The sequence below is a fragment of the Marivirga sp. genome (genome assembly GCF_035704835.1).
Taxonomy (GTDB): Bacteria; Bacteroidota; Bacteroidia; order Cytophagales; family Cyclobacteriaceae; genus Marivirga.
Genome location: NZ_DASSWQ010000071.1, coordinates 1 through 24523 on the forward strand (window position 1 = coordinate 1; position 24523 = coordinate 24523).

Annotated in this window: 21 protein-coding genes; 20 read left to right on the top strand and 1 reads right to left on the bottom strand. The window is 33.9% G+C overall.

Annotated features, from left to right (window positions below):
* The 4 genes from VFM92_RS11380 to VFM92_RS11395 all read left to right on the top strand — a co-directional run.
* Positions 1-125: transposase (locus tag VFM92_RS11380; protein ID WP_414675566.1), on the top strand; the 125-nt coding region annotated here is incomplete at its 5' end.
* Entirely contained in the window at positions 122-1171 is a 1050-nt protein-coding gene (locus VFM92_RS11385) for an MFS transporter (RefSeq protein WP_325122348.1), read from the top strand. The genes VFM92_RS11380 and VFM92_RS11385, both read left to right, overlap by 4 nt.
* Before the next feature lie 156 nt (positions 1172-1327).
* Entirely contained in the window at positions 1328-4351 is a 3024-nt protein-coding gene (locus VFM92_RS11390) for an amidohydrolase family protein (RefSeq protein ID WP_325122349.1), read from the top strand.
* Positions 4352-4357: 6 nt separating this feature from the next.
* Positions 4358-5662 carry an amidohydrolase family protein gene (locus VFM92_RS11395; RefSeq protein WP_325122350.1) on the top strand — a complete coding sequence of 435 codons (1305 nt, stop codon included), beginning with the start codon at positions 4358-4360 and terminating at the stop codon, positions 5660-5662.
* Positions 5663-5720: 58 nt separating this feature from the next.
* On the opposite strand, the gene VFM92_RS11400 is transcribed toward VFM92_RS11395, so the two are convergent.
* Complete coding sequence (locus tag VFM92_RS11400; RefSeq protein ID WP_325122351.1) at positions 5721-6053, bottom strand: thioredoxin family protein; 333 nt, start codon at positions 6051-6053, stop codon at positions 5721-5723.
* A 535-nt stretch (positions 6054-6588) separates the two neighbouring features.
* Here VFM92_RS11400 and VFM92_RS11405 point away from each other — a divergent pair.
* From VFM92_RS11405 to VFM92_RS11480, 16 genes are all read left to right on the top strand, one after another.
* The gene (locus VFM92_RS11405; protein WP_325122352.1) at positions 6589-7512 is read left to right on the top strand and encodes a polysaccharide biosynthesis/export family protein; all 924 of its coding nucleotides are present in this window, start codon (positions 6589-6591) and stop codon (positions 7510-7512) included.
* 4 nt (positions 7513-7516) lie between these two features.
* Complete coding sequence (locus tag VFM92_RS11410; RefSeq protein ID WP_325122353.1) at positions 7517-9916, top strand: exopolysaccharide transport family protein; 2400 nt, start codon at positions 7517-7519, stop codon at positions 9914-9916.
* Between the two features lie 613 nt (positions 9917-10529).
* A complete protein-coding gene (locus VFM92_RS11415; RefSeq protein ID WP_325122354.1) occupies positions 10530-11057 on the top strand; it encodes an ArsR family transcriptional regulator in 528 nt (175 codons plus the stop codon).
* Positions 11058-11531: 474 nt separating this feature from the next.
* Positions 11532-11777, top strand: coding sequence for an AbrB/MazE/SpoVT family DNA-binding domain-containing protein (locus tag VFM92_RS11420; RefSeq protein WP_325122355.1), 246 nt, complete (start codon positions 11532-11534; stop codon positions 11775-11777).
* A complete protein-coding gene (locus tag VFM92_RS11425; protein ID WP_325122356.1) occupies positions 11768-12091 on the top strand; it encodes a type II toxin-antitoxin system PemK/MazF family toxin in 324 nt (107 codons plus the stop codon). Before VFM92_RS11420 ends, VFM92_RS11425 begins: the two co-directional genes overlap by 10 nt.
* A gap of 566 nt (positions 12092-12657) precedes the next feature.
* Positions 12658-12858, top strand: coding sequence for a hypothetical protein (locus VFM92_RS11430; RefSeq protein ID WP_325122357.1), 201 nt, complete (start codon positions 12658-12660; stop codon positions 12856-12858).
* Positions 12859-12890: 32 nt separating this feature from the next.
* The gene (gene vap15, locus VFM92_RS11435; RefSeq protein WP_325122358.1) at positions 12891-13109 is read left to right on the top strand and encodes a type II toxin-antitoxin system VapB15 family antitoxin; all 219 of its coding nucleotides are present in this window, start codon (positions 12891-12893) and stop codon (positions 13107-13109) included.
* A gap of 1073 nt (positions 13110-14182) precedes the next feature.
* Entirely contained in the window at positions 14183-15046 is an 864-nt protein-coding gene (locus VFM92_RS11440) for a virulence RhuM family protein (protein WP_325122359.1), read from the top strand.
* 361 nt (positions 15047-15407) lie between these two features.
* A complete protein-coding gene (locus tag VFM92_RS11445; RefSeq protein ID WP_325122360.1) occupies positions 15408-16463 on the top strand; it encodes an NAD-dependent epimerase in 1056 nt (351 codons plus the stop codon).
* 130 nt (positions 16464-16593) lie between these two features.
* Positions 16594-18036 carry an MBOAT family O-acyltransferase gene (locus VFM92_RS11450; protein WP_325122361.1) on the top strand — a complete coding sequence of 481 codons (1443 nt, stop codon included), beginning with the start codon at positions 16594-16596 and terminating at the stop codon, positions 18034-18036.
* The gene (locus VFM92_RS11455; protein WP_325122362.1) at positions 18036-18890 is read left to right on the top strand and encodes a hypothetical protein; all 855 of its coding nucleotides are present in this window, start codon (positions 18036-18038) and stop codon (positions 18888-18890) included. The genes VFM92_RS11450 and VFM92_RS11455 overlap by 1 nt, the downstream gene beginning before the upstream one ends.
* A 41-nt stretch (positions 18891-18931) precedes the next feature.
* Positions 18932-20371 carry an MBOAT family O-acyltransferase gene (locus VFM92_RS11460; protein WP_325122363.1) on the top strand — a complete coding sequence of 480 codons (1440 nt, stop codon included), beginning with the start codon at positions 18932-18934 and terminating at the stop codon, positions 20369-20371.
* Positions 20371-21312 carry a hypothetical protein gene (locus VFM92_RS11465; protein WP_325122364.1) on the top strand — a complete coding sequence of 314 codons (942 nt, stop codon included), beginning with the start codon at positions 20371-20373 and terminating at the stop codon, positions 21310-21312. Before VFM92_RS11460 ends, VFM92_RS11465 begins: the two co-directional genes overlap by 1 nt.
* A complete protein-coding gene (locus tag VFM92_RS11470) occupies positions 21309-22748 on the top strand; it encodes a lipopolysaccharide biosynthesis protein (RefSeq protein ID WP_325122365.1) in 1440 nt (479 codons plus the stop codon). The genes VFM92_RS11465 and VFM92_RS11470 overlap by 4 nt, the downstream gene beginning before the upstream one ends.
* On the top strand, positions 22745-23443 hold the full coding sequence (locus VFM92_RS11475) for a sulfotransferase (protein WP_325122366.1): 699 nt from the start codon (positions 22745-22747) through the stop codon (positions 23441-23443). The genes VFM92_RS11470 and VFM92_RS11475 overlap by 4 nt, the downstream gene beginning before the upstream one ends.
* Entirely contained in the window at positions 23440-24522 is a 1083-nt protein-coding gene (locus VFM92_RS11480; protein WP_325122367.1) for a DegT/DnrJ/EryC1/StrS family aminotransferase, read from the top strand. Before VFM92_RS11475 ends, VFM92_RS11480 begins: the two co-directional genes overlap by 4 nt.
* The last annotated feature ends 1 nt before the right edge of the window (position 24523 follow it).

Here is a 24523-nt window from a genome sequence, read left to right on the forward strand (position 1 = left end):
AAAGAAGAAGCACCAATGCAGCAGCTGAATCATTCAATGCCAAGATAAAAGCTTTTCGCTCCCAATTCAGAGGTGTGAAAAACGTATCCTTTTTCCTTTACAGACTCTCTAAAATATATGCTTGAAAAATACTTCTCCCCAAATTTTCAGATTGATCCCCTATTTAGGAGCATTCTCATGTATTGGATTATTCTTTTTTACTGGTGAGAATGTGGAGTGGGCTATAATTTGTTCTGTTTTAGCAAGTATCGGCTATACGGGTAGTTTAGTATTTTATAATGCTTTCTTACCTATTATTGCCACACCCGATAAGCACGATATGATTAGTGCCAAAGGGTTTTCTTTAGGTTATGTAGGAAGTATTATTTTATTGATTATCAATTTAATTTGTATTTCAAACCCGCAGTGGTTTGGCTTGGAAAGCACTGCATTAATTGCCCGATTTTCATTTCTAACTGTCGGAGTATGGTGGATAGGCTTTGCTCAAATTACTTTTCGGACTTTAAAAGAAGTTCAAATTCCTATCAAGTATTCTAATTCTATAATAATTAATGGTTATAGGGAGATTTTGAAAGTTTTTAAAGAGGTGAAAAGCCAACCTATTTTAAAATATTTCCTTGCTTCATTTTTTTTCTACAGTATGGGTGTTCAAACCGTGATGTACATGGCTGCCTCCTTTGGAAGTAAGGAATTGAATCTCCCGGGAGATAAATTGATTATTACTATTATTATCATTAATGCAGTTGCCATAATTGGTTCCTATGCATTTGCATTCATTTCAAAAAAACGAAGCAATAAATCGTCATTGTTGTACATGCTTGCCATTTGGGTAGGTATCTGTATTTATGCTTATTTTGTTTATACCGATTATCAATTTTACATTTTAGCATTTGTGGTAGGATTAGTAATGGGTGGAATTCAAGCCATGTCAAGAAGTACTTATTCTAAATTAATGCCTCAAGAAACTAAAGACCAAGCCTCGTATTTTAGTTTTTTTGATGTAACGGAGAAATTAGCGGTTGTAATCGGTACTTTTTCCTATGGTTTTATTGAACAATGGACAGGAAGTATGCGCAACAGTACTATCGCTTTAGGCCTGTTTTTCGCTGTAGGAATTGGATTTTTATTAATGGTAAGAATCCCTTCGGGATTAAATACTAGTAATTATTAAATCATGAATGCATTTTATTTATTAAAAATAGTGTTCTATCATAATTTCCATTCCACTGATATCATTTAAAAACCAATAAAATAATAGATTCATTAATTTTTATTTAATCATATAAAAAGCACTATTTTCATTTTTTAAACAAAATCATAAATGATAATGAGAAAATTACTACTAGCGTGTTTTTGCTTGCTGGTATTTTCAGCTAATGCACAAGAAACCTTTACGGTAAATGGTGTTAAAGATGAAAGACCAGGTCTGCATGCCTTCACAAATGCAACATTGCATATTGATTATCAAACTACTATTGAAAATGCCACATTGGTAATTCGAAAAGGAGAGGTAATCGCATCAGGAAAGGATGTTACCATACCTGATGGTGCAATAATCCATGATTTGAATGGAAAACATATATACCCTTCCTTTATTGAATTATCCACAAATATTGGAATGCCCAAAGCTGAAGTTGGCAGAAATCCAGGACCACAATTAGGCCCAACTAAAGATGGTGCTTATAATAAAAATGATGCTATCAGAGCTTATTTTCAAGCACACGAAGCTTATGAAAATAATAATTCAGAAGCGGATAAAATGCGTAAAGCTGGGTTTGGTGTAGTGTTAACTCATAATCAAGATGGATTGGTGAGAGGAACAGGAACTGTAGTAGCTTTACACAATGGACCTGAAAATGAGATCATGTTAAAAGAATCTGCATCGCAGCACTTTTCATTTGATAAAGGTTCGTCTACCCAAGATAACCCTTCTTCTTTAATGGGTGCAATTGCCTTAATCAAACAAACTTATTTAGATGCCGACTGGTATGCTAATCAGTCGGAAATGGTAGATATTTCGTTAGGGGCATTTAATAATAACAAAAGCTATCCTCAGTTTTTTGAAGCAGGTGGTGATAAATTGTATGTATTAAGGGCAGATGCATTGGGTGATCAATATGGAGTTCAATACATCATCAAAGGAAATGGAGATGAATATCAGAGATTGGATGAAATCAAAGCGACAAATGCACAATTAATCCTTCCGGTAAATTATCCAAAAGCTTATGACGTAGAAGATCCTTTCGATGCTATGAATGTTAGCCTTGAGGATATGAAACATTGGGAAATGGCACCTTATAATTTGAAAATGGTAGGTGATAAAGGAATTATGTACGCGATCACTTCTGATGGATTGAAAGATATATCCAAGCTTTCTGACATGATTTCTCAGTCAATTGATGCAGGACTTTCAGAAGAGCAGGCTTTAAAAGCATTAACATACACTCCAGCGCAATACATTAAAATGGGCGATAAGCTGGGAAGTTTAAATAATGGTAAAATAGCTAATTTTATCATTACTGATGGCAGTCCGGTGAAAAAGCATACTAAAATTTATGAAAACTGGGTTCAAGGAAATCCATATAAATATGCAGATTATACGCTTCCAGTATTGGTAGGAAACTATAACTTAACAGTTGGGGAGGATGAATATACGCTGGAAGTAAAGGGAGAGCAAGGAAAAGAAAAATTCAAAATTGTTGTGAATGATTCTACTTCTTATGATGTGAAATCTGAAATATCAAAAAAACTTATCAACCTATCATTTAATGATGAGAGTAAAGATAAAGTTGGAAAAATTAGATTGTCAGGTTGGTTGAAAGATGAAGGGTTAAGTGGAAATGCTAAAATGCCAGATGGAAGTTGGGTAAAATGGAATGCAACGCTTAATGATAAAAAGTTAACTGAAGACGCAAAAGAAGAGAAAAAAGAGGAAGAGAAAGAGGATGAAAAGGAAGATATTGGGTCTTTAATTTATCCTTTTGTGGCTCATGGAAATAAAGAAAAGCCAAAAGCCGAAACAATTTTGATTAAAAATGCCACTGTTTGGACCAATGAGGCTGATGGCATTTTAGAAAACACAGATGTTTTATTGGAAGATGGGAAAATTGCGAAAATAGGTAAGAATCTTTCAGCTTCTGGTGCCAGAGAGATTGACGGAACCGGAAAGCACTTAACGCCTGGAATTATAGACGAACATTCCCATATTGCCATTAGTAGAGGTGTGAACGAAGGTTCTGAATCAGTTACAGCGGAAGTTAATATTGAAGATGTGGTGGATTCAGAGGATATAAATATCTATCGTCAGCTTTCTGGTGGTGTAGTGGCTTCTCAGTTATTGCACGGTTCTGCTAATCCAATTGGTGGACGTTCTGCTATTATCAAATTGAAATGGGGATACAGTCCTGAAGAAATGAAAATTTCTTGGGCAGATAAATTCATAAAATTTGCACTAGGTGAAAATGTAAAACAATCAAACTGGGGAGATAGAAATACAGTTCGTTTTCCGCAAACCAGAATGGGAGTGGAGCAAGTATTTGAGGATGCTTTCACTAGAGCAAGAGCATATGAAGCAGAATGGAAAAAATATAATGGTTTATCCAAAAGAGATAAAGCAAATACTGCAGCTCCAAGAAAAGATTTAGAATTAGAAACATTGGTGGAAATATTGAATAGCGAAAGGTTTATTTCCTGCCATTCTTATGTTCAATCAGAAATCAATATGCTGATGAAAGTAGCCGAGCGTTATGGATTTAGAATCAATACATTCACACACATTTTGGAAGGTTATAAATTAGCTGACAAAATGAAAGAGCATGGTGTAGGTGGTTCTACTTTCTCTGATTGGTGGGCCTATAAATTTGAAGTAAATGATGCTATTCCTTATAATGCTGCTTTGATGCATGGAGAGGGCGTAGTGACTGCTATTAATTCAGATGATGCTGAAATGGGAAGAAGATTAAATCAAGAAGCAGGGAAAACCATTAAATATGGTGGGGTTCCTGTGGAAGAAGCGTTAAAAATGGTAACGCTTAATCCGGCTAAACTTCTCCACTTAGACGATAGAATGGGTAGCATTAAAGTCGGTAAAGATGCAGATGTAGTGCTTTGGAGTGATGAGCCATTATCTATTTATGCAAAAGCGGAAAAAACTATTATCGAAGGAGCTGTATTTTTCGATAGAGATAAGCAAGAAGAAAAGTTAGAGGCAATTCAAGCAGAAAGAGCTCGACTAGTTGCCAAATTGCAAGGAGAAAAATCAAAAGGTAAATCTACTCAAGAAGCAATGCCAAAGTCACAGATTATCTACCACTGTGAAACAGAAATTCAAAATTATTCAACTTTAAAATAAGCTGAAATGAAAATATATAAATATTTAGGAATAATAGCACTGAGTTTATTCAGCTTGGCAGCCATAGCTCAGGTGCCTGCACCAGGGGAAGCACAAACAAAACCCATTGCTATCATGAATGCTTATGCGCATTTGGGAAATGGAGAAGTGATAGAAAATTCAGTCATTACTTTTGAAGATGGAATCATCACAAATGTAGGGGATGCCACTACGGTTCGGCTGGATTTAACAAACTATAAAGTTATCCAAGCGGAAGGAATGCATGTTTACCCAGGTTTGGTGGCAAGTAATACCATAATTGGTTTGGAAGAAATTGCTGCGGTAAGAGCTACTCGAGATCAAGATGAAACAGGGGAGTTCAATCCTAATGTTAGAGCTTTGATTGCTTACAATTCAGACTCGGAAATCATTCCAACAACTCGTTTTAATGGCGTGCTTTATGCGCAAACTACTCCTAGAGGTGGTAGAATTTCAGGAAGTAGCTCCGTAATGGATTTAGATGCCTGGAACTGGGAAGATGCCGTTTTGAGAAATGATGAAGGTATACACCTGAACTGGCCTTCAAAATTGAGCTATCCTAGATGGTGGTTAGGAGAAACGGAATGGAGAGAGAATGATGATTATGACGAGGAATATGAGGAAGTGAAGTACTTCTTCAGAGATGCATCCTCTTATAATGAGATAGCTGATCCTGAAACGCCTAATTTGAAATTGGAGGCTATGAAAGGATTGTTCGATGGTTCAAAAAGCCTTTACATTCATACCGATAGAGCAAAAGAAATAGTAGAATCTATTCAGTTTGCTCAGGATATGGGGGTTAAGAAAATCGTTTTAGTAGGTGGTGACGAAGCATATTATGTAAAAGACTTCCTAAAAGAAAACGAAATCCCTGTTGTGGTGGAAGAAACCTTAAGATTGCCAAGTAGAACTTCAGACCCAGTGGATTTACCTTACCAACTGCCTAATTTATTACACAAAGCAGGCATTAAAGTGGCTATCGGTCAATGGGGAGAAGTAATGCAAGTTAGAAACCTGCCGTTTAGTGCAGGAACTGCTGCTGCTTATGGTTTAGGGAAAGAAGAAGCATTGAGAATGGTGACCTTGAATCCTGCTGAAATAATGGGAGTAGGTGATAAAATTGGAAGTTTAGAAAAAGGTAAAATTGCTTCCATCGTTGTTTCACAGGGAGATATTTTGGATATGAAGGGAAATCAACCAAAGTATGTTTTTATTGAAGGCAGACAGGTGACTTTAGAAGCGCACCAACAAAGATTATATGAAAAGTTTAAAGAGAAATTTGAACAAGATTAACGATAAATAAATTTTGAGAATACTAAAAAAACCGGCTTTAAGCCGGTTTTTTTTTTCATTAATTTAATGCTGTTGTAGTAGCTTGAATATTATCAATTAGTTCTTGCACTTCCTTTCGATCAGCAGAGGAAATTTTTTCTTTTAATTGACCATTTTCATAACTGGCGAAAAAAGGTAAGCTATAAACCCCAGCCGACATCCTTGCTTTTGGATTATCAGGTGCATTAATTTCTAAAAACTTAACATTTTCGGCAGCTTCTTCAGCCATTTTTTGAAATTCAGGATCGAAAGCTTTGCAAACGCCACACCAGTCAGCATAAAATTTTACCACCACTCTTTCATTACTTTTTAATTTGTCTTCTAGACTTATGTCTGTTACTTTTTCAATCATGTTTAAAAAATGTTTTGTGTTTAAAGAGGTAGTTACAATTGCCAGCCAGATTTGTTTTACATTTATTTGAAGGAAGAATAAGGGTGATGTAAGAAAATGAGTAGATAGTTGGTTTCATTTAATAGGTATCGTTTCATCTTTTCTTCATAATCAAAAATCAGTCTACGGATTTGAAGTATTCATCGGGAAAAATATGAGATGTTGATATTTTTACTTTTACTAACATCAGCAATTATTAATTTTCAAATAATCTTTTGGGTGTATGATATTAAAGCTCTTTGTACATTCGAAGTATTGAATAAAATTAATTCCGTGCTTATATCGATCATAAATTAGTTAGCTTTTTTCAATATGCTTAATCGAACTTTGTTTATTTTTCAATATACTTTTTACGCTATACATGGTACTGTATACTATAACCTAAGACTTAAAAATTATCACTCTTCATAAATCCTTAATTAACCATTTCTTAATTCGCGATTAAAATTGTATTTCGTAATTAAAAATCATTAGTTTTGTTATTTGAATAAATAAAATGTTGATTAGAAATTTACTATATATCATAATAATCGGACTATTTTTTGTGAGTTGTGTTTCCAACAAAGACATAGTCTATTTACAACATCCGAATGATCCAGAAAAAGGTGAAGTAATGGATTCTGATAGTATTATCCGTACTTACGAGACTTATAATAAAGCCTACAAACTACAACCGCAAGATATCATTTCCCTTAGAATAGCTAGTCTTACGCCAACTGAATTCGATTTTGTAAAAAAATATGAAGAACAATTAGGTCTAATTCGTAAATTGAATCAATATAATCAAGGGAATGTAAGTGGCGGTGGTCAAAATATGCGTTTGCAAGGCGGTGGTGGTATAGGTGGTGAAGAAGATGCTGGTCTGGCCCCTATAATGCTAGACCGTCAACAAACAGGATTTGTGTTAGACAGACAAGGCTATTTGGAATTACCAGAAATTGGGAGAGTAAAGCTGGCTGGCTTAAGTTTGCCAGAAGCTGAGGATCTGATTCGAGAAAAATTAATTAATTATTTTGAAACTCCAGTTATTAGAATTCAACTACTAAGTTTTCATTTCACCATTTTAGGTGAAGTAAATAATGAAGGAAGATATACTTCTTTTGACCCTGAAACCAATATTATAGATGCTATCAGTTTAGCTCAAAATTTAACTGATTTTGCCGACCGTTCACGATTGAAAGTGGTTCGATTTGAAGAAGGTCAAGCAAAAGTATATTATATCAATACGCTGCGTGAAGATATGTTGGCTCAAAAGGGGTTTTACTTACAGCCTAATGACCTCATAGTGGTTCCACCGCTCAGAGCAAGGCAATCAAGACGATACATTTTACCTGCTACAAGTACTATTTTTGGAGTGACGGCTTCTGCTGTATCCCTTGTTTTAATTATCTTAAATTTTACCAGCAATAATCAGCAATAATTAAATGAATGGATTTGACTTTCAGGAAGAGGCGATAAAAGAAGAAAAGCCTATAGATTTTCTTAAATACCTCGGAAAAATTCTTAGAAGATGGCCTTACATTATTCTGTTTTTTGCTATTTCAACTACGCTGGGAATTCTTTATAATCGATATGCCAATCCAGTTTATTCCATTCAAGGGCAGTTTATTACTAAAAAATTCACCGAAAATAAATCAATTATCCCTGGTTTAGTGGATGCAGGCTACTTTTTGGGTGGGACACAAGAGGTATATGAAGAAATTCCTCTTTTGAAATCAAATGATAAGATTGAAGAAACCATAAATCGCCTAAATTTCAGAGTGAGCTATTTTGCAGAAGGCTATATAAAAACTACAGAGCAAAAAAGTGGTAATGGCTTTCAATTAGAAATGGATTCCTTATCTGGTTCTCATATCCCATACGGGTTAAAAATATTTGTTAATAAACAAAAAGACGAAGGTTTTGAATTTAATGTAGAAGGCCCTACACAATGGGAAGATTTATTAGAAGATAAAGATTTTAATTATAATCAGCCATATAAAATAAAGGACTGGCAATTCGAAATTACTGGAGGTAACGGTTCGGCTTCCATGGATCAAAACAAATACTTTTTTATCATCAATAGAAAGGAAAGCTTGGTAAGTGAATACAAAAGAAGATTAAATATATCGTGGAAGCAGCAAGGATCAGCTATTCTAAATATGTCCATGGAAAGTGTTATTCCAGAAAAAGACATTGAATTTATGAAGACTTACTACGAGGTAGTGGAAGAGCTTGGTTTAAAAGAGAAAAATCAGAATTTAGAAAATACCATCAATTTTATTGATGAACAGATGGCTATGATTTCAGATTCGCTTATTCGTTTTCAAGAAAAAATTGATCGACTGCAATTAGAAAACAGAGAATTAACATTAGGAAGTCAAACCATATTTGTTAGGTTGAATGAGTTAGACGAACAAAAAGCAGAGGTACTATTACAGGAACGCTATTACAATTATTTAAAATCATATATCAATAAGGAGCACGCCACAGGTGTATTTGCACCTAGTTTGATAGGATTAGATGCACCATTATTAGATGATTTAGTAAATGAATACATCCAACAGAAGCAAGAGGATAAAGTCCACAGAAATTCTCATAACTTTAAAAACCCGCTCGTTAATCGTGAAGATAGCATGAGAAAAAGGTTGGAGAAAAACATTTTTGAAGCCTTAAGAAGTTATAAGCAAGTTAATGAAGAAAGATTATCTAAAATTAATCAAAAGAGTAACTTTCTTTTAAGTTCAATGAATGAATTGCAAGGTGAAATGAGAGAACTTAATCAGTTTCAACGATTATACGAGTTAAATCAAAGTTTATTTGATCTGTTTTTAAGGAGAAAAACGGAAGCAGCAATTTCCAAAGCCTCGGCCACATCCGATTACCAATTAATTGAGGCACCTAGTTATTCCAATAATCCGGTAAGACCAAATTCGGAGCAGAATTTATTAATAGCCATGGCTATAGGTTTTTTATTGCCGGTTGCCTTTTTCTTTATTAAAGATTTTACGAATCCACGTATTATGGATAGAGATGATTTGGACCGAAATTCGGATATGCCTCTTCTGGGAAATATTGCCCATAAGATAGTAGATACCAATACCATTGTAAAAGATAAGCCCAAATCCTTAGTTGCCGAATCATTTAGGGCGGTTAGAGCTAATTTGAAATACTTGCAGGGTAAAGATAAAAAGCAAGCCAAAACGTTCATGGTAACCTCCTCTGTAAGTGGTGAAGGAAAAACCTTTTGTTCTTTGAATTTAGCTTATACCTTAGCTGCTTCTGGAAGAAAAACGCTGTTAATTGGTGCTGATATGCGTAAACCTAACCTTACAGACTTTATTGAAGCTTATCCTGATAGAGGGTTAAGTGAATTTTTAGCAGGATATGCAGAAAAAGATGAGGTAGTTATTAAAGGGGAAACCAAAAATCTATGGTTTGTAGGTGCTGGGGCTGTGCCTCCTAATCCTTCTGAGCTCATGGCAGGTGATAAAATGAGTGACTTTATGAAGGCATTGAGGGATGAATATGATGCCATTGTAATAGATACTTCCCCTATTGGGTTAGTAGCCGATGCTATGGAACTATTACCTTATGTTGATCATACGCTTTTGATAGTGAGACAAGGCATTAGTATGAAGCAAGCGTTGGCCATGGTCAATAACCTCTATAATGAAGGGAAAATAAAACCAATGTCGGTTATTTTCAATGATATCCAATTACGTAAAAAAGGCTATGGTTATTATGGTGGCTATATCTACGGTATGGGATATGGTGGCTACGGTTATGGCTATTATGATGAAGATAGAATGAAGAAAAAGAAGTTTTTTGGGAAAAAGAGTTAATTACGGATAACGAATTTTGAAATTACGAATTAGTTAGCTAGAACCGTCATTGCGAGGCACGAAGCAATCTAAAGTTTGTTAATTCCAACCGAAGATTGCTTCAGTCGTGCCTCCCTCGCAATCACGTTTTGAGCTAGCTCCATGCTGCGTGAATTTGTGTAAGTCTTAGCGCAACTTCGTGGTTAACCCTTTTCAGCTTTAGTTGTATTATCTTTTGTATTCTTTTGTCTCTATTATGGTTGGTATTAATAATCAGCTTTTGTTGATATCCTCAGTGTAATCTTAGAGTAATTAAGTCCTTAAATCATTTAAGCTTTAGCTGATCATTCCACTTTGCAATTATATTTTTTATTTCTTTATTGCAAATCAAATATTAATCTCATAATTTTATAATTGAGTAGTAATTCTACTCATTTTGCTAGCTCTAAATAAAGGCATTTGCTAGGTTCCTTAATGGGACTGAGAGGGCGAAGCTGTTTGCAGAACCTAGATAATAGACCCAAGAATCTAGACCAAATAAATCTAGATTCTAGACTCTAGGTTCTTGAATCTTATTTCCAGACTATATTAAAGAATACTTTAAGACAACCATTTTAAAAGTAGATACCTAGTAGTGCTCGACACCCTCATCACCTCAAAAACAAGAATAAAACTTCTACTGAAATTCTTCTTGAATTCGCAGACGAAAAGCTATTTGCGATCTTTGGAGGGGGAGTTTGGAGAAAGTACGAATGCTATTCGCCTGGAGCTTAATAAATTTGAGCAGGCTGGAATGCTGAAAGCAGATGTTGAAGGCAATAAAAAGGTTTACCAAGCCAATACCAAGCATCCTTTATTCGATGATATCCATAATATTATCCGAAAATATATAGGCATTGATCGGATAATCGAACAGATTATAGGTAAAGTAGGAGCACTGGAAAAAGTCTATTTGATAGGGGAGTACGCCAAAGGAGTGGACAGTGGCATCATTGATTTTTTATTGGTAGGCAATCATTTTAATTATGATTATATAGCCAATATGACAGCTATAGCCGAAAAGAAAATTGATCGGAAAATCAGGTTTTTATATATGAACCCGGAGGAGTTTATGGGGCAGGTGCCAACTGCTGAGGCAGGACTTTTACTTTGGGAAAATTAAAGCCCCCTAACCCTCAAAGGGGGAATGGGTGAGTGCGAAATTCATGCTGTAATGCAAAATAAAAGACTAGGAAATTAGTTAATAATTAGAGAATTAGTAATTTCCGTTAGACTGAACAAAATTAATTAAAATCGTTCGTTACAGTGAACGATTTTGCAACAGCTATCCATATTAAAAATTGATTAAGGAATTTAATCATTTCCTTAGCGTAAAACTTAGCGTCTTCTGACTTGCAGTGCGGGATAAGGTCGCGAGAGTTTTAAAGCCTTCGGCTATCTTTTGTGTTCTTTTGTTTCTGTTGTGGTAAAGAAATAATGAGCTTTAGCTGATATAATCTTAGTGAACTTAGTGAATGCCTTCCTGCATCTTTGTGGTTAAACTAAATCAGCTTTAGCTTTAAAAACCTTTTTCAGATTAGACTTCTTTTTGTATAATAAAGTAGTAACTTTGTAATTACAATAAAACAAAAGAATTATGGAAGTTTCAGTTGTAAAGATTGGCAATTCTAAAGGAATCAGGTTTAGTAAGACTATTTTAGAAAAATATAATATTAGAGATAAGGTTGATCTGATTTTAGAAAAAGGACAGATTATTATAAAACCGCTCTCAAAACCTCGGAAAGGATGGGAAGAAGCATTTAAGGAAATGTCCGAGAATAAAGATGACAGTTTGCTGTTTACTGATGTTTTTGAAGATGAAGATCTGAACGAATGGAAATAAATCAGTATGAAATCGTTTTGGTCAACTTGAATCCTACAATCGGAAGCGAAATCCAGAATACCAGACCTTGCGTTGTGATTTCTCCGAATGAGATGAATAAATACCTGAGAACCATAGTGATTGCTCCCATGACTACAAGTTCAAAAAATTATCCCACACGAGTGGAAATAAAACATGACAACAAAATGGGTTGGATTGTGCTCGATCAGATCAGAACTATTGATAAACAAAGAATCCTTAAATCTTTAGGAAGACTATCAAAACCCGAGATAAAAGAAGTTAAAAGTATTATAAAAGAAACATTTGTTGATTAACTATATTGAACCGCAAAGAAAAATAATTACGAATTACGAATTTTGGAATTACGAATAGAGTATAATTAGTAATTAATAATGAGAGAATTAGTAATTGTGTAGCCTAAGGCTGTATTGAACCACGAAGACACAAACAAAAATAATTTCGAATTAGGAATTTTATAATTACGAATAGAGTTTAATTAGTAATTAATAATTAGAGAATTAGTAATTGTGCAGCCAAAGTCTGTATTGAAGCACGAAGACACCAAGACACAACTTGTCACCATTCATCGGGAAAGAAAAGCCCCCTAACCCCCAAAGGGGGGATCTGGGCATTTAAGTTTTTCTGCATGTCGGGAGGCTGGAATCTAGCTTATGCTGTTTACTTATAACTTAAGACCTATAACTTACTGCTTAAAACTTCTACCAATTCAGAACTTTTCCAAGCTAATCCAGCTTCTAACTATAGAAATTAAGTATATTCAATTATGGAAAAGTGATTAAATAACACTCAATTAGAAATGAGTATAAATTTTAGAATTCTCAATTTACAAAAAGAGAATTAATAAAATTTATTGAATTCCATGTGGCAATTTAAAGTAAAATATACATATGAAATACTTAAGATGTTTCGCTATGATTTACCACAAGAGCAATGGGATGAAATTAGGGAAATGATTGCTAAATATTTCGCAGATAAAGTCACTAAAGAAGTAGACGCATTTTGGGACGAAAAGGGATGGAGTGAGGAAACAATGAAGGAGGGGGCTAATGGGAATTTATAATTAGTAATTTTGTAATTAATAATTTAAGCAATATGAAAAGTCCACTGCAAATAGATCTTACTTTCGATCAAATATTGTCTTTAGTGAAGCAATTGCCAAAGAAACAAAAAATTAAGCTATCTAAGGAATTAGAAAAAGAAGCAATTGATTCCAAACTGACTCGCTTACTTGAAACATTCAAGACCGATGAACTCGATTTAAAAACAATTGATGAGGAAGTTGAGATTGTAAGAAAATTAATTAGTAATTAATAATTAGCAAATTAATAATTAGTCGGCTTCATCCGTCATTCCTGCGGAGGCAGGAATCTAGCTTGCGAATAGCCAACCAGAGATTGTTTAACACTTAAGGCATCAGCCTGAGTCGGATAAATTCGCAATATCTTCCCCCAACATATCGGGGACGTTTTTTGCCAACTAAAGATAACTTTCTCTTAGACTTGATTGATTTTTCTAAAGCAGATTATTTGGTTACTGGCGATAAAGATTTATTAGAACATAATCCCTTTAAATCAGCTAGAATTCTATCACCAAGTGATTTTGAAAAAATACTTAAAGTCTAAATCATAAATTTTACTTTGCGTCAACTTTGCGCCTCCGCGGCTCTGCGAGAAAATTAAACAGCTTTAGCTGTCTTTTGTGTCTTTATGACTTTTTGGTTAAATAAACAGCCTTCCCGATGAATACGGGACAGGTTGGGTGTAAATCAAAATAAATACTCATTACTGAAACATGCTTTTTAATTCCTTCGAATTTGCTTTGAAAGCCTAAGGCTTTTTGAACCGCTAAGACGCCAAGTCGCAAAGGAATTTTTATATCTAAACCAAGTAGTATTAAAACCCGATAACCTGTCAACCTAAAAACTTGACAACATTATTAACCTAAAACTTATTACTTAAAACTTACAACCTAAAACCCAAAGCTTAAAATCAAGTCTACAATTTTCTAGATACTTGATACTAGTTACCAGCTACTAAGTACTAGCTACTCGTTACTGAAACATGCTTTTCAACTCCTTTTCCTGCCACTCAGCTTTCCCGCTCAATACGGGATAAATCGGCTGTACTGGTTTGAAAGCCTAACTTTGGGGGAACCACAAAGACACGAAGGCACAAAGTGAATATTATTAAAGCCAAAGGCTTTTGGGCGACTCTCGCTGAGACGCAGAACCTGTCCCGTATCGATAGCATCGGGAGGCCTCGCAAAGGAAAAAATAAAAATTTAACGTTGCGTAAAATACTGACGATAAATGTCAGCATCAATGACTTTGCGCCTTCAGATAGTGCGAAACATATAGTGACAACTAAAAAAGCCTGTAAATTCACATGACAGATTATCTTAATTCAATGGTACAAGAAGAAAAAGCCACTTATTATGTGAATAATGAGATGGCAACAACTATCAAAGTACGTATTGATGAAGATACCGTGTGGCTTACTCAAGCTCAGATGGTGGATTTATTTGAGACAACTAAACAAAATATTAGCCTTCATATAAGTAATATATTTAAAGAGGGTGAATTGGATAAATCTTCAGTTGTCAAGGAATCCTTGACAACTGCTAAGGATGGAAAAAGATATAAATCAGCCTTATATAATCTCGATGTAATTATATCTGTTGGATACAGAGTGAAATCAAAAAGGGGAACGCAGTTTAGAATTTGGGCTAATCAGGTCATCAAAGACTACTTACTAAAAGGATATGCTCTTCATCAAAGAGTTGAGAGCATTGAAAAGCAAGTATGGCAACAAGGCCAGCAGTTAGAACAATTAATAAATTCTGCATTACCCCCCAAAGAAGGAATATTTTATGACGGTCAAATTTTTGATGCCCATCAATTTGTTTCCTCATTAATCCGTAGTGCTAAGAAATCTATTGTTATTATTGATAATTATATTGATGAAAGTGTATTATTGCTTCTTTCTAAAAGGCAAAAAGGGGTAACTGCAAAAATTTACACACAGAAAATCTCTAGAAAATTACAGTTGGATATTGATATATTTAATGCTCAATATGATGAGGTGGAAATTTTTCAATTTACAAAATCACATGATCGATTTTTAATTATCGATAATAGTCAAATATACTTTATAGGAGCTTCACTAAAAGATTTGGGCAAAAAGTGGTTTGCATTTGCAAAATTATCGATAGATATCAAGTATCTCCTAAATCAATTGAATAAATCCTAAGACTTAAGGGTGACTCACGCGAAGACGCTAAGTCACAAAGGAAATATATTAAGATTATGAACCTGCAAACTTGACAACATAATTAACCTAAAACCTAATACCTACAGCTTAGAATCAAGTCTACAATTTTCTAGATACTTGATACTAGTTACCAGCTACTTAGTACTAGCTACTCGATACTGACTAATGTTATTCAATTCCTTCGAATTTGCCCTTTTCTTGCCTCTCAGCTTTTTGCTGTATTGGTTTGTTTTTAAAAAGCACCTAAAGGTAGCCATTAGCTTTCTTTTATGGTTAGTAGGGCCAGCGTTTTCTATTGTGATTAAATTTAGACAGCTTTAGTTGAAAAAAATATAATAATTTGAAAAAGATACTAGTTACTGGAGCAGCGGGCTTCATTGGATTTCATTTAACTAAAGCCCTCCTTGAGCGAGGTGATACCGTTATCGGCTACGACAACATCAACGATTATTATGATGTAAACCTCAAGTACGGGCGCTTAAACCAACTCGATATTAAAAGAGAACTCGTTAAAGACCACCAATTAGTACTCAGCGAGCAATACCCCAATTTCCGATTTGTTAAGGCCGACCTATGTGACCGAGAATACCTCTACCAACTATTTGAAGAAGAACAATTTGATCATGTCATTAACCTCGCAGCACAAGCAGGCGTGCGCTATTCAGTAGAAAACCCACAAGCTTATTTGGACGCCAACGTACAAGGCTTTTTGAATATTTTGGAAGCTTGCAGGCATTACCCAGTTAAGCATTTAGTTTACGCCTCTTCCAGCTCCGTTTATGGTAGCAATACCCAAATGCCCTTTTCAGTGCACCACCATACTGACCACCCTTTATCACTCTATGCCGCCACCAAAAAGAGCAATGAAATGATGGCGCATACCTACAGCCATTTATTTAATATCAGTACTACGGGAATACGCTTTTTTACCGTTTACGGCAGTTGGGGCAGACCCGATATGGCACTTTTCCTTTTTGCGGAAGCCATTCGAAAAGGAGAAAAAATTAAGGTCTTCAACCATGGAGAAATGGAAAGGGATTTTACTTATGTGGGTGATATTGTAAATGGAGTAATGGCAGCATTAGACCAACCCGCTACAGCTAACAAAGACTTTGACACCAATATACCTGATGCCGGCAGTTCCAATTCGCCTTACCGACTATACAATATTGGCAACAATCAACCAGTTAAACTTTTAGACTATATAGAAGCACTGGAAAAAGCCATGGGTAAAACGGCAGAAAAAGAATTTCTACCCATGCAACCCGGTGATGTTCATAAAACTTATGCAGACGTGCAGGATTTGATCAATGATTTTAATTATCAACCGACTACGCCACTGGAAAAAGGGATAGGAGAGTTTGTTACTTGGTTTAAGAACTATTATAGCAAGTAGCTTTACAGCCTAAGGCTGTGACTAACCGCAAAGACACTAAGACGCAAAGAAAAATTTAGAGATAAACAAAATATTATGACAAGCTATAAACCCAATAACTTATCCACCTAAAAACTTATATACCTGAGTAATGCTATTTAACTCCTTCGAATTTGCTCTCTTCCTACCCCTCAGCTTTTTGCTGTATTGGTTTGTATTTAAGGAGCACCTAAAGGCGCAGAATTTCTTTTTATTAGCCATTAGCTACGTTTTTTATGGCTGGTGGGACTGGCGTTTTCTATCACTGATTGCTTTTAGCTCATTAGTAGATTTTATAGCCGGGCAACAAATAGAAAAAAGCAGTACTAAAGCTAGAAAGAAGCTGTTCTTATGGATTAGTATCTGTACTAACCTTGGGTTTCTAGGCTTTTTCAAATACTTCAACTTTTTTGCCGAGTCATTTGCGGATATGGTGAGCATGATTGGCATGCAAGCCAACCCTTGGTCATTAAATGTGATATTGCCCGTTGGGATTAGCTTTTACACTTTTCAAACCATGAGCTATACCATTGACCTCTACCGAGGACAAATGAAAGCCGAAAAAGACCCTATTGCCTTTTTTGCTTATGTTAGCTTTTTCCCGCAATTGGTGGCGGGACCTATTGAAAGGGCTGTAAATTTATTGCCACAGTTTAAAATTAAACGTGAGTTTTCTTACGAGCAAGGCGCAGACGGCATGCGCCTTATTTTGTGGGGCTTATTTAAAAAAGTAGTAATAGCCGATAATTGCGCACTTTTCGTTAATGAAGTTTTTGCTAATTACGAAAGTGCAAGTGGACTGGAACTCATTTTAGGAGCAGTATTTTTTGCCTTTCAAATTTATGGGGATTTCTCTGGTTATTCTGATATAGCTATAGGTACTGCTAAACTCTTTGGCTTTAATTTGATGACTAATTTCAGAACGCCTTATTTCTCAAGAGACATGGCAGAATTTTGGCGCAGATGGCATATTTCTCTTTCTACTTGGTTTAGGGATTATGTTTATATCCCACTAGGCGGAAGCAGAGTAGGAAAGGGTAGAGCAGTATTTAATACTTTTGTGATTTTTGTGGTTTCGGGCTTTTGGCATGGTGCTAACTGGACTTTTATAGTTTGGGGTGCTTTAAATGCGGTTTATTTTCTTCCACTTTTATTGATGGGTAAAAATAGAAAAAATACTGATACGGTAGCCGAAAATAGATTTTTACCGAATCTCAAAGAACTATGGCAAATGGGGACTACATTTGCTTTAACATGCTTGGCATGGGTGTTCTTTAGGGCAGAGAGTGTTGGAGATGCTTGGCAGTATATTGTTGGAATTTTTGATGTGGAATTTATAAAAACATCAAACCTGCATTTGAAATATATTACAAAGTCTCTCTTTTTAATGGTGCCATTTTGGTTGACAATGGAATGGTTAGTAAGATCTAAGTCCATACCTAATAGAGAATTTAAATGGATTAAAGCGCATTGGTTTGATTACGCTTTAATTATTTTGATCTTATTATTTAGAAGTTTTAATAAGGAATTAGAGTTTATTTATTTTCAATTTTAATGAAGAGATTTCTAATCTATATTTTAAGTATTTTACTACTCTTAATTTTTCTTAATTGGTTAGTATTAAAATTAAACCATCCTAGAAAAAACTATAAACAAAAAGTAGAAAAAAATTCGCTTTATATTTTGGGGGATTCTCACGCATTAGGTTTTAATCCAAAGTATAAAGAAGATGATAAAACGTACAATTTATCTTATGGATCGGACAATTTGATTGATTTTAAAAGAAAGTTTGATTATTTGATCGAAAAAGAATATTTACAGAGAGGGGACACACTTGTTTTAGAAGTAGACTTACAAGTTTTTTCAAAGTATCGTTTAACCAGTAACAATAATGATATTAGTGGGATTTATACGAATGATTTTGCTTCTATTAAAAACTATTATTTTCCCATTTTGGGAGAAGTAAAAGTCTTAAATAGAAAATTTTTAAAGACATTAATAAGTAAAAAAAGCGAAAAGAAGCATAATGATCTTATTAAATTGAATTCTAAAACAGATTCAATTAGGATTAAAAATAGGTATAAATTACAGTTCGGAAAAGATTTTAAGCTTGAATCAGAGTTTTTAAGTATTTTAGAAGAAATAGTAAACCAATCACAAAATAAGGGCATTCATATTGTAGCTATACATTACCCTTTGCATCCTTATTATCTTGAATTATTGAAAGAAGATCATGATATAAATGAAATGAAAGGTAAAATTGAGAAAATTACTTCACCTTTCAAGTTCCATGACTATTCATATAGAATTCAAAAAGATAAATATTTTAAAAATCAAGATCATTTAAATAGTGAAGGCAAAATTGTTCTTCGGGAAATTTTTATACAGGAAATCACTCTTGATGATTGATCATCCATTTTATATCAAATTTAAAGTTACAAAATAATTAAATGCTTTTTAATTCCTTCGAATTTGCTCTTTTCTTGCCCTTCAGCTTTCTGCTGTATTGGTTTGTGTTTCAAAAGCACTTAAAGGCTCAGAATTTCTTTTTACTAGCCATTAGCTATCTTTTTTATGGCTGGTGGGACTGGCGTTTTTTATCTCTAATTGCTTTTAGCTCCTTAGTGGATTTTATAGCTGGGCAGCAAATAGAAAAAGCAAATACCAAAGCACGGAAAAAACTTTTCCTGTGGATTAGCATTTGCACCAATTTAGGTTTTCTCGGCTTTTTCAAGTACTTCAACTTCTTTGCCGAGTCTTTTGCTGATATGATGAACATGATAGGTATGCAAGCCAATCCCTGGTCATTAAATGTGATATTGCCTGTAGGGATTAGCTTTTACACCTTTCAAACTATGAGCTATACCATTGACCTTTACCGAGGACAAATGAAAGCCGAAAAAGACCCTATTGCCTTTTTTGCTTATGTTAGCTTTTTCCCGCAATTGGTGGCGGGCCCTATTGAAAGGGCAGTAAACTTATTGCCACAGTTTAAGATAAAGCGGGAGTTTAGCTACGAACAAGGTGCAGACGGCATGCGCCTTATTTTATGGGGTTTATTTAAAAAAGTTGTAATAGCTGATAATTGTGCACTTTTTGTAAATGAAATATTTGCTAATTATCAAACTGCAAGCGGATTGGAACTCATTTTAGGGGCTGTGTTCTTTGCCTTTCAAATATATGGAGACTTCTCCGGTTATTCTGATATAGCTATTGGAACAGCAAAACTCTTTGGCTTTAATTTAATGACCAATTTCAGTACCCCTTATTTCTCCAGAGATATGGCAGAGTTCTGGCGCAGATGGCATATTTCCCTCTCCACTTGGTTTAGAGATTATGTTTATATTCCTTTAGGAGGCAGCAGAGTGGGCAAGGGCAGGGCTGTTTTTAATACTTTTGTGATTTTTGTGGTTTCGGGCTTTTGGCATGGTGCCAACTGGACTTTTATAGTTTGGGGAGCTTTAAATGCTGTTTATTTTCTTCCGCTTCTATTGATGGGTAAAAACAGAAAGAATACTGATACAGTAGCCGAGAATAGAATTTTACCTAACCTTAGAGAACTTTGGCAAATGGGAACAACTTTTGCATTGACTTGTTTAGCTTGGGTATTTTTCAGGTCTGAAAGTGTTGGAGATGCCTGGAAGTATTTAGCAGGAATATTTTCTTCAAATTATTCTTTAAATATGGAAATGAGACCCCCTGTTTTTGTGTTTTTATGTTTAGGAATATTTGCCCTTGTGGAATGGTGGGTTAGAAATACGGATTTTGCAACTCATTTAAAAACTATGCCATACAAAGGCTTAAGATATCCTCTTTACTTTGCAATAATAATTATGATTGGTCTCTTTGGAGCATTTAATGAATCTGAATTTATCTACTTTCAATTCTAATGTCAAAATTTCTTAAAAGGCTGACTTTTTTTGTATTTATACTTTTGCCAGGGTATGTTTTTATAATTGCCTTAACACATTTGTATGCTCCTGCCAACTTTAAGTTAAACATAAAATTTAAGAAGGGAGGGAACGGCCATCTCTATACGCGGTTAAGAGAAGCCAATACGACTAAAAATATCGATATTTTAGTTTTGGGTTCCTCTCATGCTTATAGAGGGGTTGATCCAAGAATCTTTTATAAAGCAGGCTACCGATTATTTAATTTAGGTTCTAGTAGTCAAACGCATATTCAAACAGAATATTTAGTAAAACAATATTTGGATAAATTAAATCCTAAAATTGTACTGTATGAGGTTTACCCTAATACCCTTCAAAATGATGGTTTTGAATCTTTTATCGATTTAGCCTCCAACTGCCAAAATCCATTTGAACTATGGAAGATGGCGATTAAAATTAATAAAATACCTGCCTACAATACATGGATTGCTTCTTTAATTGATTTTAACTTAAATGAATATGAGAGTTTTTCAGAACTATCCAAAAACAAGTTAGATACTTATATTGCGGGAGGTTATGTAGAGAAGCAAATAGATACTTTTAGTCATAAAAAGCAAGTATTTCAAAACCGATTAATTACACCTAAAAAATATCAGGTTGATGCTTTTGAAAATGTGTTAGATTATTTGAATCAACAAAATATTAAAATTGTTCTTTTTCAAGCACCTATAACTAAAGATTACTATCAAACCATAGAAAATAGAAAAGAGTTGGATAAATTCTATCAACAATATGTGGATAATGAATATGTAAATTTATACATTAATTTCAATAACAAGGATCATACTTTAAATGATAATTTTCATTATTATGATAAACATCACTTAAATCAGGAAGGAGTTGAAATATTTAATAAAATGCTAATTGAAGAAATAGAGTGAGTTCCCTGAAAAAACGTTCTGTAATAGCTTATGCATGGAATATGGGAGGGATGCTTATCCGTCAAGGTAGTAGTTTTATTATTTCCATTTTTCTAGCGAGATTACTAGAACCAGCTGAATTTGGTTTGGTGGGCATGGCTATGGTCTTTATTAGCATAAGCCAAGTATTTATTGATGTCGGTTTTGGTTCTGCACTTATACAAAATCAAAAGAATACCAATTTAACTTATAGCTCCGTTTTTTATGTTAATTTAGTAGCTGGGCTTATACTTACTGGTTTATTCTATTTTATAGCACCTTATTTAGGTCAATTTTATGAAAATGAACAAATTACTGATATTGTAAGGTGGCTTTCCTTGGTTTTTATTTTTTCTTCATTAAATCAAGTGCAAACCAATATTTTGAAGAAGAAATTAAATTTTAAAGTATTAACGGTAAGAGGCTTAGTTGCAGGAATAAGTAGTGGTGTGTTAGGAGTAATTTTAGCTTTTCAGGGATTTGGAGTATATGCTTTAGTTATTCAAAGTCTTACTGGTGCAGCATTAGGAACTATTTTACTTTGGAGTACTTCAGGATGGAGACCAGATTTGAAGTTTTCCTTTTCGGAGGTTAAAAAATTAACAGGTTTTAGCGCTTATGTTTTTTTCGATAGATTTGTGTCAACTATTTTTCAGAAATTAGATATTTTATTAATTGGTAAATTATTTTCTCCTGCCTCTTTAGGCTTTTATACTAGGGCAGTTTCTTTAAAGGATCAGGTAACAAAATATTCTTCAAATAGCTTGAGAAGTGTTTTCTTCCCAGTATTATCTGAGTTGCAAGAAGACCATAAAGAATATAGTAGGATATATTTTAAAGTTGTGTCAGTTATCACTTTCCTAAGCTATGGCCTAACAGGAATACTGTATATACTAGGTGGAAATATTATTCTAATTTTATTTGGAGATAAATGGGAACCCTCCATATCAATATTTCAAGTCCTCATATTGGGAGTAGCAAATTACCCATTGAGTTCAATGATGGTTAATGCATTCATGAGTAAAGGAAAATCAAAATTAAATTTTTGGATTGGTGTTTTACGTAAGTCAATAAGAATAATACCTTTAATTATAGCTTATGTATATGGAATTTATGAATTTACAGTTGCCGTTGTTATTGTTAGTTATTTATTAACATTAATTAATATGCTATTTCTTAAAAAGTTTGTCAAGCTCCCATTAGGATTTCATTTGAGAAAAGTTTTTGAAGGGTTAACTCCTTTAATTCCTTTTGTTGTTTTATTCCATTTTTTTGAATTTGATAGCCTCTTAAAAAATATTTTATTAGCTCTAAGTTTTAGTTTTTGTTATTTAGGATATAATTATCTAATTAAAACCGAAGGTTTACGCTTTATTCTAGCAAATAGCATTAAAATTAGATCTAAGTATTTAAAATGAAAAAAAAAATATCAAAAATATATAAAAATGTCAAATTTAGGTGGTTAAATCCATTTTTGGTGAAAAAAAAACCTAAAATTTTTTGTATTGGACTTAATAAATCAGGGACTACTTCACTTAGAAGAGCTTTTATTGACTTAGGCTTTATTGTAGGTGATCAAAGAATCGCAGAAAGGTTGATGCCGCAAATCAAAAATAATGAATTCAATTGTTTGTTTAATTATTGCAAATCTGCACAGGTTTTTCAAGATATTCCCTTTAGTTTTTTTGGAATTTATAGAGAGTTACATAAGAAATTTCCTGACGCAAAATTTATTCTTACAATTCGTGATTCACCTGATCAATGGGTCAATTCAATTACTAAATTCCATGCTAAAAAGTTTTCAGAAGGCAAAATTGCGACTGCTAATGAGTTGAAAAATTCTACATATGTATATAAAGGTTGGATATGGGAAGCTATGAAATTTAATTTCAATGTTTCAGAAGATGATCCTTACAATAAAGCACATCTAATTGAAAAATATAATAGTTATAATACGCAAGTAATGGACTACTTTAAAGATTCTTCAAATTTTCTTAAAATTAACCTCTCAGATAAAAATTCTTATGAATTATTCACTAATTTCTTGAATATAGATTCTCCATACTTTGATTTTCCTTGGGAAAATAAAACTGAAAATATTAAACTAAAATGATCCCCGTTACTAAACCCTACTTACCCCTAATAGAAAAATACCAAAAGTATGTTGAAGGGATTTACCAAAGACATTGGTTGACCAATAATGGTCCATTGGTTAATGAATTAGAATTAAGACTAAAAGAGTATTTAGGGCTTAAGCATTTGTTGTATGTAGGGAATGGTACAATCGCGCTCCAAATAGCCATTAAAGTTTTGGAATTGAAGGGTGAAATTATTACTACGCCATTTTCTTATGTAGCTACCACCAGCAGCATTGTTTGGGAGGGTTCTCAACCCGTATTTGTAGATATAGATAAAGAAACGCTTAATATTGATCCTAACAAGATTGAAGAAGCGATAACGAAAAAAACCTCAGCCATTTTGGCAACACACTGTTTCGGCAATGCTTGTGATATTGACGCTATAGATACTATTGCTAAAAAGCATAATCTAAAAGTGATTTATGATGCTGCTCATTGCTTTGGTACAAAATATAAAGGGAAGAGCATTTTTGAATATGGTGACATCAGTACTACAAGCCTACACGCTACCAAATTAATGCACTCTGTGGAAGGGGGGTTGGTCATAACTAAAGACCCAGAATTATTAAAATCGATGGCATATATGCGTAATTTCGGACATGATGGGCCTGATAAATTTAATGGGGTAGGGATAAATGGAAAAAATTCTGAGTTTCATGCAGCTATGGGTTTAGCTGTTTTGGATGATGTTCATGAAATTTTATTGAAAAGGAAAGAACTATCACATTATTATGATCAAAAATTAAGTGTGTTAAATGTTTCAAAGCAGAAAATAATTAGAGAATGTACATTTAATTTTGCTTATTATCCTATTTTATTTGAAACGGAAGAGAAATGCTTAGCTTCAAAGAAAGCATTAGAAATAAATGAGATTTTTCCTAGAAGATATTTTTACCCTTCCTTAAGTTCTTTAGAGTATGTAAGTAAACAAAATTCAGAAATTTCGGATGATATTTCCAAAAGAATACTTTGCTTGCCTTTATATCATAGTTTAAGTAAAGAAGAACAAGATATGATTAGCAGGATATTAATTAGAAATTCAAACTATAATTAGA